Origin of the sequence: Citrobacter sp. NCU1, from assembly GCF_010231475.1 — a bacterium.
Classification (GTDB): domain Bacteria; phylum Pseudomonadota; class Gammaproteobacteria; order Enterobacterales; family Enterobacteriaceae; genus Citrobacter_D.
Window position 1 is genome coordinate 111,909 of the sequence record NZ_NRDO01000046.1, and the last position, 17,510, is coordinate 129,418.

A 17,510-nucleotide genomic window follows, 5' to 3' on the forward strand; every position below is an offset into this window, starting at 1 on the left:
CAGCCCTCAATGCGTTTTAGGTGGCAGGTAGGGTTCCAGCAGTTGGAGCAGACGCTGAAGCGCGCCCTGGTTTTGATACAGCACTTCAACAGCATGGCGACCATAGAAATTACGGTAATCGGCATCGGTCAGCAAAGAAGAGACTTCTTTTGCCAGTGTTGTGTCATCAGTGACAGTGATAAGACCACTTGCCTGCTCCAGTCGGGCACAAATATCTTTAAAATTAAAGGTATGTGGTCCCATTAAAACTGGAATCGCGTGCGCAGCGGCTTCCAGCGGATTATGTCCGCCCCGTTCAACCAGTGAACCGCCGACGAAAGCGAGATCCGCAATACCGTAGAGCAACATCAACTCGCCCATGGTGTCGCCAATGACCACCTGAGTGCTGGCAGAGGGCACTTCTCCTGAGGAGCGTGTGGTAAAGCTTAGTCCAGCCTGACGTACGAGGTTAATCGCATCTGGAAAACGTTCAGGATGTCGGGGAACCAGAATCAGCAGCAGATTGGGGAACTGGTGTAACAATGCCTGATGCGCAGCGATAATCACGCTTTCTTCGCCGTCATGAGTACTGGTGGCAATCCACACGGGACGATGCGGCGCCCACTGACGACGCAAGGTGACGGCTTTAGCGGCAAGCTGTGGGGTGACAGAAATATCAAACTTCAGGCTACCAGTGACGGTAACTTGATTGTTTCTCGCCCCCAGTGTTACGAAGCGTTCGCCATCTTCGCCATTTTGCGCCGCAATGAGCGTAATACGGCGCAGCAACCTGCGGACAAATTTGCCCAGCTTTGCGTAACCTGCTGCGGATCGTGCAGAAAGGCGCGCGTTGGCAATCACTAACGGAATATGGCGTTTGTGCAATGCAGCGATTAAGTTTGGCCACAGCTCAGTTTCCATGATCAACACCAGTTTGGGGTCGACTTTATTGAGGAAACGATTGAGTGCATCAGGCAAATCGTAAGGCAGATAGACGTGCTGAACATCGCTACCAAAAGCGGACTGCACGCGCTCTGAACCTGTAGGCGTCATGGTGGTCACCGTGATCGGAAGATCCGGATAACGGTGACGCAGGGCGCGGACTAAAGGTATTGCGGCCAGTGTTTCACCCACGGAAACGGAATGCAGCATGATCCCGCCAGGTTTTAATGGACGGCGGTAAAATCCGTAGCGTTCACCCCAACGTTTTCGATAGGCAGGCGCCTTACTTCCGCGCAACCAAAGCCGTATCCAGATCAATGGCTGAATAAGGTAGAGAAGGGCGGTGTAAAGCAATTCGAGCATAATAAATAGCTGACTTTGGAATGTGCTGGGGATTCTAAGTATTTAGCACAGGCTTTACCATTACTTTTCCTGTTTTTGAATCAAATTGCCTGAAACGTGTATAAAGAACGCTGAAGGCCACAGTTTTTTTGTATTTTTATGCGATTCATTGAATTCTCCCTATAGCGCAATCCTGAATGACCTTATTAGCTCGGTGTGCTGTTTTTTATTTCACTGATTATAAAAGAAAAAAAACGAGACGCGCTTAAAATTTATTCATATCGGATCACGGCGAAAGAAGTGTTACACTAACATGCACAAAGTAGGTGCGCGTATCAGTATTCAGGTAGCTGTTGAGCCTGGGGCGGTAGCGTGCTTTTTTCTGCTTACCTTTACCGGAAAATCACAACAAAAGAGTCGCTTGTGGATAAGCCATTTAGAAAAATCCTGGTCGTAAAGATGCGTTTTCATGGAGATATGTTACTCACTACTCCTGTTATTAGTACGCTAAAGCAGAATTACCCTGATGCAAAAATAGATGTGCTGCTTTACCAGGACACAATGCCCATTTTGTCTGAAAATCCCGAGATTAATGCCCTCTATGGCATCAGTAACAAGGGAGCGGGAGCGACAGAGAAAATTCAAAATACGCTTTCGCTGATTAAGACCTTACGCAACAACCAATATGATCTGGTCATCAACCTGACCGATCAGTGGATTGTGGCGCTGATTGTTCGTTTTTTGCGTGCAAGAGTAAAAATATCCCAGGATTTCGCCAACCGGCAGTCTGCATTCTGGAAACAGAGTTTTACCCATCTCGTTTCTTATTCCGGTGAGCATGTTGTCGAACGCACGCTGTCTGCACTCAAACCTCTGGGGCTGGAGCATGTTGTTACTGAAACGACCATGAGCTATCGGCCTGAACACTGGGAGAATATGCGTCGGCAGCTGCGCCAACTCGGCGTGATGCATCAATACGTGGTGATTCAACCCACGGCAAGGCAGTTATTTAAGTGCTGGGATAATGACAAATTTTCCCACGTTATTGATGCTCTTGAACGTCGTGGATACCAAGTGGTGTTGACGTCCGGTCCTTCTGCTGACGATTTAGCCTGTGTGGAAGAGATTGCGCTGGGGTGCGAAACCAAACCAATCACCGGGCTGGCAGGCAAAACCCGATTCCCAGAATTAGGAGCGCTGATTGATCATGCCGCCCTTTTTATTGGTGTCGATTCAGCCCCTGGGCATATTGCTGCGGCGGTCAAGACGCCGGTGATATGTCTGTTTGGCCCGACAGACCACGTCTTCTGGCGGCCCTGGACTGACAATATTATTCAGTTCTGGGCAGGGGATTATACGCCCATGCCTAAACGGTCTGAACTGGACCGTGACAAAAAATATATGTCCGTTATTCCCGCTGAGGATGTGATTGCAGCAACGGAAAAAATGTTGCCGCAGAACGCGCAAATTATCGAAATGGATGCGCCATTATGATCGTCGCATTTTGCCTGTACAAATATTTTCCTTTCGGCGGTTTACAACGTGATTTTATGCGCATTGCGCAGACCGTTGCCTCACGTGGTCATCATGTTCGGGTTTATACCCAGTCCTGGGAAGGCGAGTGCCCTGATGTTTTTGAACTGATCCGGGTTCCAGTGAAATCGCGCACTAATCATGGTCGTAACGCTGAGTACTATTCTTGGGTGCAGACGCATATGCGTGAACACCCGGTTGACCGGGTCGTCGGGTTTAATAAAATGCCGGGACTGGATGTCTACTACGCTGCCGATGTGTGTTATGCCGAGAAAGTCGCACAGGAAAAAGGTTTTTTTTACCGGCTGACGTCACGGTATCGCCATTATACAGCCTTCGAACGCGCAACCTTTGAACAAGGTAAGCCAACGAAATTGCTGATGTTAACGGATAAGCAGATAGCCGATTTTCAGAAACATTATCAGACTGAAACCGATCGCTTTCACATTCTCCCTCCGGGGATTTACCCGGACAGAAAATACAGCCAGCAAATTCCAGATAGCCGGGAAATTTACCGTCGGAAGAACGGTATCACAGAGCAACAGAATTTACTGTTGCAGGTCGGTTCTGATTTCACGCGTAAAGGCGTCGATCGATCACTCAAGGCGCTTGCCTCATTACCCGAGGCTCTACGACAAAATACGCTGCTGTTTATTGTAGGTCAGGATAAGCCGAGAAAATTTGAATCTCTGGCGGAAAAGCTGGGTGTGAGAGCAAATGTCCATTTCTTTTCTGGCCGCAATGATGTGGCTGAGTTAATGGCTGCCGCCGATATATTATTACACCCCGCTTATCAGGAAGCTGCCGGTATTGTCTTGCTGGAGGCGATCACGGCGGGATTACCTGTTCTGACCACATCTGTTTGCGGTTACGCGCATTATATTGTGGATGCTAATTGTGGTGCCGCGATAGAAGAACCTTACCGACAAGAAGGGCTAAATGAGATTTTACGCAAAGCGTTAACTCAGCCTTCATTGCGTGCGGCCTGGGCAGAAAACGCCAGGTACTATGCCGATACACAAGATTTGTACAGTCTGCCAGAAAAAGCGGCGGATATTATTACAGGTGATTTGGATGGTTGAGTTGAAAGAGCCGCTGGCCACGCTATGGCGAGGTAAAGATGCGTTCGAGGAAGTTAAAACGCTGCAGGGTGAAGTCTTCAGAGAGCTGGAAACCCGCAGAACACTGCGATTTGAACTGGCCGATAAAAGCTACTTCCTTAAATGGCATAAAGGCACCTCTCTAAAAGAGATTGTCAAAAATCTGCTCTCACTGCGCATGCCGGTGTTAGGTGCCGACAGAGAGTGGAATGCGATTCATCGCCTCCGTGATTTAGGTGTAGACACGATGCACGGTGTGGGGTTTGGTGAAAAAGGCCTGAATCCTCTAACCAGAACCTCATTCATCATTACTGAAGATCTCACTCCTACCCTCAGTCTGGAAGAGTATTGCGCTGACTGGGCAACGAATCCTCCAGATGTAAAAGTGAAGCGGATGATCATCGAGCGTGTTGCTACTATGGTGCAAAAAATGCATGCAGGGGGGATCAATCATCGTGATTGTTATATATGTCATTTCCTTTTGCATCTGCCTTTCTCGGGTGAGGAAAAAGATCTTAAAATTTCGGTTATTGACCTACACCGGGCACAAATTCGTCGTAACGTTCCACGCCGCTGGCGCGATAAAGATCTCATCGGTCTCTATTTTTCCTCAATGAACATTGGCCTGACTCAGCGGGATGTTTTCCGCTTTATGAAGGTTTATTTTAGTTTACCCCTGAATGTCATCTTCCAGCGGGAAGATGAGCTTATTGAAAAAGCTAAAATAAAAGCAGAAAAAATCAGAGAAAGAACGATTCGTAAAAAATTATAATGTATTTATATTATTGTTTATCTCAATTAAGCAGGGTTTCCTAAATTGATAAATGTCAGCGATTTCGTCGCAAAAAAAGAAGAGCTATTTCCTAATATAGGAGGATTAGCAAATACGCTTCATATCTCACTTTGTTTTGATTGTGGTTTCGTAATGCCTGCTGGGGTGGCGATATTCTCTATTATTGAAAATAATAAAAATATCAACTTACATTTTCATCTGTTAGTTTCTGATGTGTCAGCAAATGATATGGCATTATTTCATGAGTTAAATAGACCAAATGTGTCAATTACAATTTATCATATAAAAGGTAGTTTTAATATAAATCCTGAAACGTTGGTTCTGGGGATTCCATTATCAACATGTTTGCGCTTTTTAATTCCGGAAGTTATTGATCAATCCATTACTAATGTGATGTATCTGGACTGTGATATAATTTGCTATAGTAATTTAATTGAATTGGTTAACTACGACTTGCAAAATAATATTGCTGGAGTAATTTCAGATTCTATAGAAATGCAAGCACGTGTTGATAATTTAGATTATGGCGTGAATTTTATTAAATATTTTAATGCTGGCGTTATGCTAATTAACACTCAAGAATGGCGAGAAAATAATATTACGCAGAAAGCATTGACTATGATCAATAGCGGTAAAATTTACAGATACGCAGATCAGGATGTTTTAAATATTTTACTTAATGGTCGCCTACAATATCTCAATGCAAAATTCAACAATAAAACAACATTAAGTGTATATCACAATGCAGAAAATGAAAATATAAAAAACACAGTTATTATGCATTATGTAACACCAAATAAACCATGGTATCTTATTTTTAATGCCAATAACTTCGGGCGATACTTTTCTCAATCGCCCTGGCGTAATGCCAAAAGATATCTATCCCCATCGGCAAGTGAAATCAGAATAAAATCTAAATTGCTATGGAAGGGGAGTAAATATGGTGAGGCAATATCTTATTACCTGCGTTATTTATTGATGAAGATATTTAACATGAAATTTTAGCAGGGACTGGATAATCTATATGAAAATTGCATTTATTGGTGAGTCCGTTTCTGGTTTTGGTGGAATGGAAACGGTCATTCGGGATGTTATCTATAACTTTCAGGCCGAACATTCTGCAATCCAGTGTGAGATGTTTTTCTTTTGCCGAAATGACAAAATGGATAAGGCATGGTTAAACGGTATTAATTACTCATGCTCTTTCTCTACTATCCGTCTGAGCTTTTTACGTCGGGCAAAGCATATCCATACGTTTAGCCACTGGCTGAAGAAAACAGTACCCGATGTGGTGATCTGTATTGATGTGCTGTCTTGCCTATTTGCCAGTAAAGCGCGGAAGAAATCAGACCAGAATTTTACTATATTCTCCTGGCCACATTTTTCGCTGGATCATAAAAAACACGCAGAATGTGTTAGTTGGGCTGATTATCATCTGGCAATCAGTAGCGGTATCAAACAACAGATGATCGCACGGGGTATTGATCAAAAGAACATTACCGTTGTTTATAATCCCGTTTCCAGAAAGTCAGAGATTATTCCGCAACCAGAAAAAAGCCAACCCGCGGTCTTTCTGTATGTCGGAAGGATGAAATTTGAAGGGCAAAAAAGAATTAAGGATCTGCTGAATGGTTTATCCCAGGCGGAAGGTGAATGGCGGTTGCATGTCATTGGTGATGGTTCTGATTTTGAAAAATGTCAGGCCTATGGGCGAGAACTAGGGATTGACAATCGTATTATCTGGCATGGTTGGCAGATATCTCCCTGGGATGTGGTGCAAAACGAGATAAAGAACGTCACGGCACTGTTGCTGACATCGTCATTCGAGGGCTTTCCGATGACCCTACTGGAAGCCATGTCGTATGGTATCCCGTGCATTAGTTCCGACTGTATGTCTGGTCCACGGGATATGATCAAACCGGGTATTAATGGCGATTTGTATCCGTCGAACGATCTCAAGCAGTTTATTCATCTACTCAACCAAATCCTCTCTGGTCAGTTGAAGTATGATAGTAATCTGATTCCTGAGTCGATAGATAACTTCTATAATGAAGTCTATTTTCAACATTTAAAAAATGCGATTTTTTCCAAAATCAATAAGTGATCACTATGACTCAAACATATTTTGAAGAAAAAGTCATCCAGCAAACTTTAGATTATAACTATGCAGAACATAGTGATGCTGATAAGTTTAATATTGCCTATGGCATTGACAAGAACTTCCTTTTTGGTTGCGGTGTATCCATTGCATCGATACTAATTGCTAACCCCAATACTCCGTTTGCATTTCATGTCTTTACTGACTCATTTAGCAATGAGGAAAAGACGCGATTTGATGCGTTGGCAAAGCAATACGCCACCCAAATAGTGGTGTATCTCATTGACTGCGAGCAGTTGAAATCATTACCAAGTACTAAAAACTGGTCATATGCAACGTACTTCCGATTTATTATTGCCGATCACTTCGCGGGAAAAACGGATAAGGTACTGTATCTGGATGCAGATATTGCCTGTCGGGGCAGTGTGCAAGAGTTGATAGATCTCCAGTTTGCTGAACATGAAATTGCGGGCGTGGTTGCGGAGGGAGAGTCAGAGTGGTGGACGAATCGCTCTGTCAGTCTGGCAACGCCGGGACTGGTTTCTGGCTACTTTAATGCAGGCTTTTTGCTGATTAACCTTCCTGCCTGGACCGCTAAGGATATTTCCCGCAAGGCCATCGAGATGTTACGCGATCCGGATGTGGTACAGCGTATCACTCACCTGGATCAGGATGTACTGAATATGTTGCTGGTTGGCAAAGCGCGTTTTATCGGTAATAAATTTAATACCCAATTCAGCATCAATTATGAATTAAAGCGCGATGTGGTTAACCCTGTGGATGAATACACGGTGTTCATTCATTATATTGGACCGACTAAGCCCTGGCATCAATGGGGCAACTACCCTGTTGCGCAAAGCTTTTTGAATGCGAAAAAGTTATCACCCTGGTGTAATGTTGAATTGCTAAAACCTAAAAATAGTCATCAGTTACGTTATGCGGCGAAGCATATGTTCAACCAGAAGCAATATTTCTCTGGTCTGATAGATTATGCACTTTACTTTAAAAGCAAGATTATTAAATAAAAATAATTATAGGTGATGCCGTGGACTCATTTCCTGAAATAGAGATAGCAGAGTATAAAGTTTTTGATGAGCGCTATGATAAAAATGGTAACACATTAAATATCTCTTATGGAATTGATGAGAACTATCTTGATGGTGTCGGGGTGTCTATTACCTCGGTATTAATTCATAATGATATTAATGTTGCTTTTCATATTATTTGCGACAAATACACACAAAGCTTCGTTGATAAGATTGAAGCGCTGGTGCAAGAACATAAGATAAAAATTTCATTATATCTTATCAATGTCAAATGTCTTGAGGTATTGCCGAAAACGCAGGTCTGGCCAAGAGCTATGTATTTTCGACTTTTCGCTTTTGATTATCTGCATCACAAACTGGATAAATTGCTATATCTTGATGCCGATGTCATTTGCAAAGGTTCTCTAGATTATCTTCTGGGTCTTGACCTCGATGATAATGTCGCTGCCGTGGTAAAAGACGTTGACTCCATTCAGTCCAGGGTAAATGAAAGACTCCCCTCATTTAATCTTCAGGGGCGATATTTTAACTCTGGTGTTGTTTTGATAAACCTCCGGCAATGGGCTGAGAATCGATTAACTGAAAGAGCATTATCTCTGTTAACGGGTGAAGACGGAAGTGTAACCTTTTATAAATATCCCGATCAGGATGTCCTGAATATATTACTGCGTGATAAAGTTCATTTTTTACCTCGTGAATATAATACAATTTATACCATTAAAAGTGAATTAAGAGATAAGACGCATGAAAAATATTTAAATATAATCCATTCTGATACAAAACTGATTCACTATACAGGGGCGACAAAACCCTGGCATGCCTGGGCAAGCTATCCTTCCGTGATTTATTATACCACTGCCTTTATTCAATCACCCTGGAAAGATGTTCCTGCCAAAGAGGCACGAACGTTGGTCGAGTATAAAAAAAGATATAAACATCTTTTGGTTCAAAGACATTATCTGCGTGGAGTGGTTGCGGGTGTAACGTACCTCTGTCGTAAAATTATAGCGAAATGATACCTTTATAATTATGATCACTGAAACAAAAATTAAAAACTATACTGTATTTGTAAAACAGGATGGTAAAAAATACATTGATATTTTCAATGATTTTTTAACACATAATCTTAAAGTATTAAAAGTCTTTCGTAGTATTGAGGACACCAAGGTCGTGTTAATCGATACTGACCATGGGAAATATATTCTGAAAGTATTTCACCCTAAATTCAAAAATACCGAGCGATTTTTTAAGTCGCTGGTTAAAGGGGATTACTACGAAAAGCTTTTTTACCAGACCGATCGCGTGCGGCAGGAAGGTTTTGACGCCTTAAATGACTTTTATTTGCTTGCCGAAGTGAAGACCCTACGTTATGTGCATACCTACATAATGATCATTGAGTATATCGAGGGGGTTGAACTGGTTGACCTGCCCGTCATCTCCGCTGAGGTGAAAGAGAAGATAAAGCAGTCCATTCAAGGTTTGCATCGGCATGGTATGGTCTCAGGTGACCCGCATAAAGGTAACTTCATATTACAAAATGATGAAATAAGAATAATCGATCTGTCCGGAAAAAGACCTTCCCAACAGAGAATGGCGAAAGATCGTATTGATTTAGAACGCCACTATGGTATTGAAAATAATAGAAAAGACTTGGGTTTTTATCTCCTGGTTTATAAGAAAAAGTGGCGTAATTTCCTGCGCCGTCTGAAAGGTAAAAGTATGCGCTAAGTTTCAATGTGATTATTTAGAATATTGCTTTTGGTCGTTCTAAATGCAAAAATGAGTTTGTATATTTTATGAACAAATCTGGTCGGCCTGGTTTGTTCATCCTCGCTAAAGATAAACCATGAACACTTTCCTCAAAGATTCATCGTGATTTAAGTTGCATGACAAACCTACAGGTTTCATATGAGTAATGTTAAGTTTATAACTCGAGCAGGTGTTCAACAACTTATTGCCAACAGAACATCTGATAACGTGATCATTTTCTTATCGGGGCCAACCTCCCGAGGGACACCGCTTTCTTTTTTGCAGAACAATGATGTCATTACCGTTAACGGCGCCGCGGAATACTTGCTCAGTAATAGTATTACTCCCTTCATTTATGTCTTAACAGATGCGCGTTTTTTGCTACAAAGACGTCACGATTTTTATCAATTTAGCCGGGCGAGTAAGTTTACTGTTGTCAATATGGATGTTTATGAAGCCGCTACCGAAGAAGATAAGAAATATATGCGAACTCATTGTTTGATTTTACGCGCACTTTATAAGCGTGAAAAAGGTGGCTTTTTCAAGAAACTGAAGCTGGAAATGCTTTCAAAATGGAATAAGAATCTCTTGATTAGCGTGCCCATTTCTAAACGTAAAAGACTGGTTGGGTTTAGTAAGGATATCAGTTCAGGCTACTGCTCATGCCATACTGTGGCGTATACGGCGATGCAGATAGCGTATTCATTAGGTTATGACAACACGATCTGTTCCGGATTAGACATCACCGGGAGCTGTGCGCGTTTTTATGATGAGAGTCGCAATCCAATGCCTTCTGAACTGAGCAAGGATTTAGTCAAAATTCTGCCATTTTTCCAGTTTATGTGTGAGAATGTTGACGACTTTAATATTTATAATCTGTCTAACGATACCGCCATAAGCTACGATATTATTCCCTATATCAAGGCAGGGGATATCGCAAAGTTACCTTCCAGACAGCACATCATGAACAATGCGCATGATCTTCACGATCGTGCCGATTCTTATGTAAGTTAGTATTAACCTCTTTTTTATTTGTAGTGTGGTAACTCGCATGGGTTTAGGTGCTTTTCATAAGAAAAAAAGATACTGCATTAATAAAATTAAGATTAATTTTTTGTCATTTTTCTTCGCCAGAAAAAAGAATGCAAAAATTAATGCAGATAAGATTCAGACCTGCTTGCTAATCCATGATAACAACAAGTTAGGCGATTTAATCGTATTGAGTTCGTTGTATCGCGAACTGACTAATCGTGGTGTACAACTGTCAATATTAACCACAGAAACGGGGAAAGCGTTTCTTTCTGGTAATAACCGGATACATCAGTTTTATATTAAAAAATCAAATGCTATCAGAGATGTGCTGGCATTACGTAAACGTCTTTCCCGCGAATCTTTCGATATCGTACTTGACCCCTTTGAAACCATGCCTTCCTTTGGTCATAGCCTGTTGCTGTCGGGTGTCAGACACGCTCATATCCTGGGTTTTGATAAGTGGTATAAACGTTACTATACCGTTTACCATCCGCATGATGAGAAGTTAACGGCGCACATGTGTACACGGGCCAGTGAGATACTGCGTCATTTTTATGGCGATGAACGTCATGAATTTGATGTGAGTTATGATTTACCATTACCAGAGTCGGTTGAAAAGGATGTTCTGAATTTTGTTGGCGACTCAAAAGTAATTATTATCAATGCGCTAGGGGCAAAGAAAATCTGTCGATTGTCTGATGAGCAGATCGGTACGATTTATTCGCATCTCCGTAAACAGCATCCGGATTACCGGGTTATTTTTACCGGCTTAGCCGAAGATATTCGCGCTATTGCAATACCTGGCATTGAATCCCTGCCCTTTAAAGAATTCATTTATACCGTTGCACTGACAAAATTCAGTCAGTATGTGATCTCCGTGGATACCGCACTGGTCCATATTGCATCGGCCTATGAAATTCCTACGCTCGCACTTTATCCACATGCACGACAAACGACCTACCCCTCACATCTCATCTGGGCACCGAATAACTGCAATGCGTTACAGGTGGTCTCTCCGACGTATACGGTGAAGGATATTAGCCTGAAGGTTCTGACTGAATCGGTAGAGGGGTTGCTGTCGAAACATCAGAAGTGAGTGATAGCTCACTTCTGATGGTCAGCTTATTGTGGCGCAATATCGCCGTGCAATCGATTTTTCTTGAGGAAAAGCATTAAAACGATCGCGGTTATTAAGATGATTGGCACGCTCCGGGACCAGAGAATGACATCACTGAGCCCCGTTCCGACGATCGCTAGCGTTAACGTAAAAAGTCCCAGCGAACGGTGATAATAAACCGTAAAGAACAGCGCGATATAGAACAACAGTGTCGACAGGACGCCAGAGATCCCTTTCAGTGAAGCGGCTTCTATAAACTCGTTATGTAAATGGACATTCGAAAACTCCAGCGCGCTTTGCAGATATTTATGCTCAGTTGCGAGTTCTGTCATTCGCTGGGCCCGTGTCTCGGCGGATCTCGCCGCGAGCGGAGCCTCTTTAAAGATGTCGAAGCCAATTTCATACATTGCCAGACGTGCACCCAGAGAACTCTTGCTATTACCCTGGCTATAGCGCGTCAGATCCGACACACCTTCGTGGTAGCGGTTATAAATCGGCTTACTAAACAAGGCAATCAGCACAACCAGTGCGATGAAAAAGCCAATGACTGAAAAGAAGAGTTTCTTTGGCGACTTGATATACCCGGCAACCAACGACAGCGCACAGATCACCGGGAAGATCAACAGCGTGGAGCGCGTCTGGGTAAGTGCCAGGGCATAGAATATCGCGATGGCATTCAGTAAAAATAACATCGGATGATTCCGCTGGGTGTAGAGAATCGATATCCCGCTGACAATCCCGACAAACATAATGGAGTAGGCTGCGCCCGTGGCCGAACCAATACCAAAATCAAGACGAATTATGCCAGTGGTCGCTTTTATATAATACGCATATCCCGCGATAAAGAATGACAGCGAATACAGGATATAAAGCGGTAACTCTTTCTTAAAGCGAATTCTTGACGTCAACGCCAGCAAAGTAAGAAAAGCGCCAAAGAGAAAGATTTTCGCTGTGTTCAAATAACTATGATAGGTCGCGCGAAAGGGGGAGTGATCAACCTTAAAGGCGGAATACCACGCGACATCCAGTGCGCCGATGATAAAAATAGCGAGTGGCAGCAACCAGTACTGTACCGAATAGCTTTCAGGTTTACCGCGTAATAGCAGCGCCAACAGACCCAATATCGCTGTAACATTATATAACTTCATGCTTAGCGTATTATCAAACATTGCAACAATCAGCGTGATGGCACAGAGCAAATAGGTTGTCACTTCCAGTGCTGAAGACGTCTTTGTGGCGTAGTGACGCCAGGGGCTGATAAGACTCAAGGTTGGCATTCAATTACCTTTATAATAATGATGATAGTTCGTCGCGGACTGAATCAGCGTTTAGCATTGCTAATTGATTTCCTGGAGCACGACACGCCACCTGGTTCTTCCCGTAACCACCAATGAGCCCTGGATCCGTAGGACCGTACAACGTGACGTTAGGTCGATCGAGTGCGGCGGTCAGATGGCTTAACCCCGTATCGACTGAAACGACAAATTTTGCTCCCGCCAGCACGCGCGCGACGCCTTCCAGCGTCATTCGCGGTAATACCTCAACGTGAGCGAATCCCTCAGATAACCTCTTCGCCCGTGCTTCTTCGTGAGGTGCTCCCCACGGCAATTTAATGCGAACACCTGACTGGCTTAGCAGACCAATTAATTCCCGCCAGTTTGACTCCGGCCAGTGTTTATCATCTCTGGTGGTAGCGTGTAAAAATACAGCATATCGACCTGTATCGGTATTCATATTGTTCAGGAAATGCTGTGCAATAGCATAATCACCCTGAGTCTGCGGTTTGTTGTAGCCCAGACTTTTAGCGAACAGTTCGCGGGTGCGTTCTACTGCATGCTGCTGTTTAGCAATATGATGGCGGCAGTTGTAAAACAAGCTGGCCAGAGGTTCGCGGGCTGTTTGCCAGTCCATGCCATGCTTGACGCCACGCGCCAGACGAGTGACGAATGCAGCGCTTTTCACCAGGCCCTGCGCATCAATAATGGCATCATAATGTTGTGCCTGTACTGCCGCTTGAAAGGTTTTGCGTTCAGCTTTAATGGCAGTAGAAAACCAGGCTTTACGCCAGCGGCGAATCGCCACCGGGATCACCCGGTCAACCGCAGCGTGCCATGATGGAATCTGTGCAAACCCTTCTTCCACTACCCAGTCAAAGCGAATTCCTGGAATGGCCTGCTGTGCATCAGTGAGCGCAGGAAGCGTATGTAACACATCACCCATCGATGATGTTTTGACGATCAGAACCCGCATTCGTCAGGCTTCCTCTTGTAACAACAGACTGTTAAGTTCTTCCAGTACATGCTCTGGCGTAATATCGATCAGGCTCTGGTGATACCCTTCTGCCGCATCCCCTTTACGCACCCGGTGATAACCTGTAATCAGGCGGATCACGCGAGCTTTCTGTGAAAGTGGTGGTGTGAAGTCCGGGCTGCTTGGGCCATAAAGTGCGACCAGTGGACGGTTCAGCGCTGCCGCAACATGCATCAAACCAGAATCGTTGGTGACGACGGCCTGACATGCCGCGAGGAGGATTACAGCCTGTTCCAGCTGTGTTTCACCAGCCAGATTACGGCACCATGCCTGTTGTTCGGTGTTCAGGGACGCCAAAATCTCGTTCCCGGATTCATGATCTTTTGCCGAGCCAAACAGGACAATTTGATAGCCTTCATCAATGAGCTGTTTTGCCAGTTCCGCGTAGTGATAGTGCGGCCAGCGTTTTGCCGGACCAAATTCAGCACCAGGACAAAAGCCGATGATCGGACGTTCCGTTGAAAGTGCGAATTCGTTGCAGGTGAGTGATTTTTCCCCCTCACTCACCTGCAATTGCGGCCAGAGTAGAGGTTGTGGCAAATCTTTTGCCGTCTGCATCACGCCTTTGTCGTAGGCCAGCGCAACATAGCGCTCGACCATCAATGGCCAGGCGCCTTTGTCGAGTACACGCGCATCGTTAAGCAGGCCGTAGCGCATCTCGCCGCGCCAGCCCGTACGATGAGGAATTCCGGCAAAGAAGGGGATGAGTGCCGATTTAAACGAGTTTGGCAGCACGTAAGCGCGATCATAACGTTTTTCACGCAAACCATGCCCGAGTTTGCGCCGCTCGCCAAGTTCCAGTGCTCCATGACCCAGCGGCATTGGGATCGCTTCATTGACTTCCGGCATCCGTGATAACAACGGACGACACCACGCCGGTGCCATCACGTCGATTATCGCCTGGGGATAGCGCGCCTTGAGCGTGCGATAGAGACTTTGCGACATCATCATGTCGCCCACCCATGACGGGCCGATCACCAGTATCTTCATTCACTTCATCCTTCAAGCTGTCTCTGCGTTGGCTGCCCGCGTTCACTTCGGTCACTTACTTTTGTAAGCTCCCGGAGATTCACTTCGTTGCCGCCTTGATACCGCTCGAATGATTTTGTGAATTTGTGTCGCCGTCGCGATTCAGCCAGGCCATATATTCCGTTACGCCTTCGGCGACGGTCTTGAACGGCTTGTCGTAACCAGCAGCACGCAGGTTGGTCAGATCTGCCTGAGTAAACGCCTGATAGCGTCCTTTCAGTTTTTCCGGGAACGGAATGTATTCGATGTCGCCTTTTTTGTGGTAAGCCAGAGCTGCATCCGCTACGGCCTGGAAGGATTCCGCACGGCCTGTTCCCAGGTTAAAGATGCCGGAAACGCCATTTTCGAGGAACCATAAATTAACGGCAGCAACATCACCCACATAGACGAAATCGCGTTTGAAGTTTTCGCTGCCTTCAAACAGTTTCGGCGTTTCGCCGTTATTGAGCTGAGTGTTTAGATGGAATGCGACACTCGCCATGCTGCCTTTGTGGCCTTCGCGCGGTCCGTAAACGTTAAAGTAGCGGAATCCTACAATCTGTGAGTTGGCATCTGGAAGGATCTGGCGGACATACTCATCGAACAGGAATTTGGAATAACCATATACATTCAATGGTTTCTCGTATTCACGGGATTCAATAAAATCGGATGTGCGGCCACCGTAGGTTGCTGCTGAAGAGGCATACAGGAACGGAATTTCGCGCTCCAGGCAATAATGCAGCAGCTCTTTGGAGTATTGATAGTTGTTATCCATCATATACTTGCCATCCCACTCTGTCGTAGAGGAGCATGCGCCTTCATGGAAAATCGCTTCGATGTCGCCGAGCTCTTCCCCTGCCATAATCTGGATCAGGAAATCTTCCTTATCCATATAGTCAGCAATGTCCAGATCCACCAGGTTTACAAACTTGGTGCCGTCTTTCAGGTTGTCCACCACCAGGATATCGGTGATGCCTTTATCATTCAGGGATTTAACGATGTTGCTGCCGATAAAGCCCGCGCCGCCGGTAACGATGATCATAACTGTAACCTTCGAATTATGGAGTCAGAGACAATCTCAGACACGAATATCTGTAATCATACCATCACAAGGCCCTGGCTTCAGCCATTCACCGGTAAGCCATGTGGATACGCGTGATTTATGCTGCATTTTAAAGAAGTGATAACGCGTCATCTCGTATCAACTTATAGGTTTGGGTAATATGTGCTGAAATTTGCCCAGTCTGGAGAATCGCAATGCGTGGGGATTTTTATAAGCAGTTGAACAACGATCTGGAAACCGCTCGTGCGGAAGGATTGTTTAAAGAAGAGCGCATTATCACGTCTGCACAGCAGGCGGACATTACCGTGGCGGATGGAAGCCACGTCATCAACTTTTGCGCCAACAACTATCTGGGGCTGGCGAATCATCCGGAATTGATTGCAGCAGCGAAAGCCGGGATGGACTCCCACGGCTTTGGTATGGCCTCGGTGCGCTTTATCTGCGGTACCCAGGACAGCCATAAACAGCTGGAGCAAAAACTGGCGACATTTTTGGGTATGGAAGATGCCATTCTGTATTCCTCCTGCTTTGATGCCAATGGCGGCCTGTTCGAAACGTTGTTGGGTGCAGAAGATGCGATTATTTCCGATGCGCTGAACCACGCTTCTATTATTGATGGTGTACGTCTGTGCAAAGCGAAGCGTTTTCGCTACGCCAATAATGATATGCAGGAGCTGGAAGCGCGTCTGAAAGAAGCGCGAGAAGCCGGTGCCCGACATGTGTTGATCGCGACTGACGGTGTGTTCTCTATGGACGGCATGATCGCCAACCTGAAAGGGGTGTGTGACCTGGCGGATAAATACGATGCGCTGGTGATGGTTGATGACTCTCATGCTGTCGGTTTTGTGGGTGAGAACGGTCGTGGTTCTCATGAATACTGCGATGTGATGGGCCGTGTAGACATCATTACCGGTACGTTAGGTAAAGCTTTGGGTGGCGCATCCGGCGGTTATACGGCAGCGCATAAAGAGGTGGTGGAATGGTTGCGTCAGCGTTCTCGCCCGTATTTATTCTCCAACTCATTAGCGCCGGCGATTGTTGCCGCCTCCATTAAAGTGCTGGAGATGGTGGAAGCTGGCAGCGAACTGCGTGGCCGCCTGTGGGCGAATGCACGTCAGTTCCGTGAGCAGATGTCTGCGGCAGGTTTTACGCTTGCGGGCGCTGACCATGCCATTATCCCGGTTATGCTGGGAGATGCTGTGGTTGCGCAAGAATTTGCTCGCGAACTGCAAAAAGAGGGTATTTATGTCACCGGGTTCTTCTATCCGGTGGTGCCAAAAGGTCAGGCGCGTATTCGTACCCAGATGTCTGCGGCGCACACGCCTGAGCAAATTACGCGTGCCGTTGCGGCATTCACGCGTATTGGTAAACAACTGGGCGTTATCGCCTGAGGATGTG

16 protein-coding genes and 1 pseudogene are annotated in these 17,510 nt (G+C 45.2%); 12 read left to right on the forward strand and 5 right to left on the reverse strand.

Features of this window, described 5'->3' with window-relative positions:
• Window positions 1-6: 6 nt before the first annotated feature.
• On the reverse strand, window positions 7-1,284 hold the full coding sequence (waaA, locus tag CJP72_RS16235) for a lipid IV(A) 3-deoxy-D-manno-octulosonic acid transferase (protein ID WP_162382382.1): 1,278 nt from the start codon (window positions 1,282-1,284) through the stop codon (window positions 7-9).
• 402 nt (window positions 1,285-1,686) lie between these two features.
• Here waaA and rfaQ point away from each other — a divergent pair, with 402 nt between their 5' ends.
• The 11 genes from rfaQ (at window position 1,687) to CJP72_RS26350 (ending at window position 11,902) form a co-directional block, all read left to right on the forward strand.
• Window positions 1,687-2,757, forward strand: coding sequence for a lipopolysaccharide core heptosyltransferase RfaQ (rfaQ, locus tag CJP72_RS16240; protein WP_162382443.1), 1,071 nt, complete (start codon window positions 1,687-1,689; stop codon window positions 2,755-2,757).
• Complete coding sequence (locus CJP72_RS16245; protein ID WP_162382383.1) at window positions 2,754-3,878, forward strand: glycosyltransferase family 4 protein; 1,125 nt, start codon at window positions 2,754-2,756, stop codon at window positions 3,876-3,878. Before rfaQ ends, CJP72_RS16245 begins: the two co-directional genes overlap by 4 nt.
• The gene (gene rfaP, locus CJP72_RS16250) at window positions 3,871-4,668 is read left to right on the forward strand and encodes a lipopolysaccharide core heptose(I) kinase RfaP (protein WP_162382384.1); all 798 of its coding nucleotides are present in this window, start codon (window positions 3,871-3,873) and stop codon (window positions 4,666-4,668) included. The genes CJP72_RS16245 and rfaP overlap by 8 nt, the downstream gene beginning before the upstream one ends.
• 45 nt (window positions 4,669-4,713) lie before the next feature.
• A complete protein-coding gene (locus CJP72_RS16255; protein ID WP_162382385.1) occupies window positions 4,714-5,694 on the forward strand; it encodes a glycosyltransferase family 8 protein in 981 nt (326 codons plus the stop codon).
• Window positions 5,695-5,713: 19 nt separating this feature from the next.
• Window positions 5,714-6,793, forward strand: a complete 1,080-nt coding sequence (gene waaB / locus CJP72_RS16260; protein ID WP_162382386.1) for a lipopolysaccharide 1,6-galactosyltransferase — start codon at window positions 5,714-5,716, stop codon at window positions 6,791-6,793.
• 5 nt (window positions 6,794-6,798) lie between these two features.
• Window positions 6,799-7,812: a lipopolysaccharide 3-alpha-galactosyltransferase gene (gene waaO / locus CJP72_RS16265; protein WP_162382387.1), complete on the forward strand. Its 1,014-nt coding sequence runs from the start codon at window positions 6,799-6,801 to the stop codon at window positions 7,810-7,812.
• Window positions 7,813-7,832: 20 nt separating this feature from the next.
• The gene (locus CJP72_RS16270) at window positions 7,833-8,849 is read left to right on the forward strand and encodes a glycosyltransferase (RefSeq protein ID WP_162382388.1); all 1,017 of its coding nucleotides are present in this window, start codon (window positions 7,833-7,835) and stop codon (window positions 8,847-8,849) included.
• Between the two features lie 13 nt (window positions 8,850-8,862).
• Window positions 8,863-9,561, forward strand: a complete 699-nt coding sequence (gene rfaY / locus CJP72_RS16275; protein ID WP_162382389.1) for a lipopolysaccharide core heptose(II) kinase RfaY — start codon at window positions 8,863-8,865, stop codon at window positions 9,559-9,561.
• A gap of 180 nt (window positions 9,562-9,741) precedes the next feature.
• On the forward strand, window positions 9,742-10,596 hold the full coding sequence (gene waaZ / locus CJP72_RS16280; protein WP_162382390.1) for a 3-deoxy-D-manno-oct-2-ulosonate III transferase WaaZ: 855 nt from the start codon (window positions 9,742-9,744) through the stop codon (window positions 10,594-10,596).
• Between the two features lie 37 nt (window positions 10,597-10,633).
• Complete coding sequence (locus CJP72_RS16285) at window positions 10,634-11,710, forward strand: glycosyltransferase family 9 protein (protein ID WP_162382391.1); 1,077 nt, start codon at window positions 10,634-10,636, stop codon at window positions 11,708-11,710.
• Window positions 11,711-11,836: 126 nt separating this feature from the next.
• A complete protein-coding gene (locus CJP72_RS26350) occupies window positions 11,837-11,902 on the forward strand; it encodes a hypothetical protein (protein ID WP_446714975.1) in 66 nt (21 codons plus the stop codon).
• 53 nt (window positions 11,903-11,955) lie between these two features.
• Here the strand turns inward: CJP72_RS26350 and CJP72_RS16290 are convergent.
• The 4 genes and pseudogenes from CJP72_RS16290 to rfaD form a co-directional block, all read right to left on the reverse strand.
• Window positions 11,956-13,008 (reverse strand): annotated as a pseudogene (locus tag CJP72_RS16290) (O-antigen ligase family protein); the annotation flags it as partial.
• 10 nt (window positions 13,009-13,018) lie between these two features.
• Entirely contained in the window at window positions 13,019-13,981 is a 963-nt protein-coding gene (rfaC, locus tag CJP72_RS16295; RefSeq protein ID WP_162382393.1) for a lipopolysaccharide heptosyltransferase RfaC, read from the reverse strand.
• A gap of 3 nt (window positions 13,982-13,984) precedes the next feature.
• Window positions 13,985-15,031, reverse strand: a complete 1,047-nt coding sequence (gene rfaF / locus CJP72_RS16300; protein ID WP_162382394.1) for an ADP-heptose--LPS heptosyltransferase RfaF — start codon at window positions 15,029-15,031, stop codon at window positions 13,985-13,987.
• Window positions 15,032-15,110: 79 nt separating this feature from the next.
• On the reverse strand, window positions 15,111-16,091 hold the full coding sequence (rfaD, locus tag CJP72_RS16305; protein WP_162382395.1) for an ADP-glyceromanno-heptose 6-epimerase: 981 nt from the start codon (window positions 16,089-16,091) through the stop codon (window positions 15,111-15,113).
• A gap of 215 nt (window positions 16,092-16,306) precedes the next feature.
• Between rfaD and kbl the strand changes: the two genes are divergently transcribed.
• The gene (gene kbl, locus CJP72_RS16310) at window positions 16,307-17,503 is read left to right on the forward strand and encodes a glycine C-acetyltransferase (protein ID WP_162382396.1); all 1,197 of its coding nucleotides are present in this window, start codon (window positions 16,307-16,309) and stop codon (window positions 17,501-17,503) included.
• Window positions 17,504-17,510: the final 7 nt, after the last annotated feature.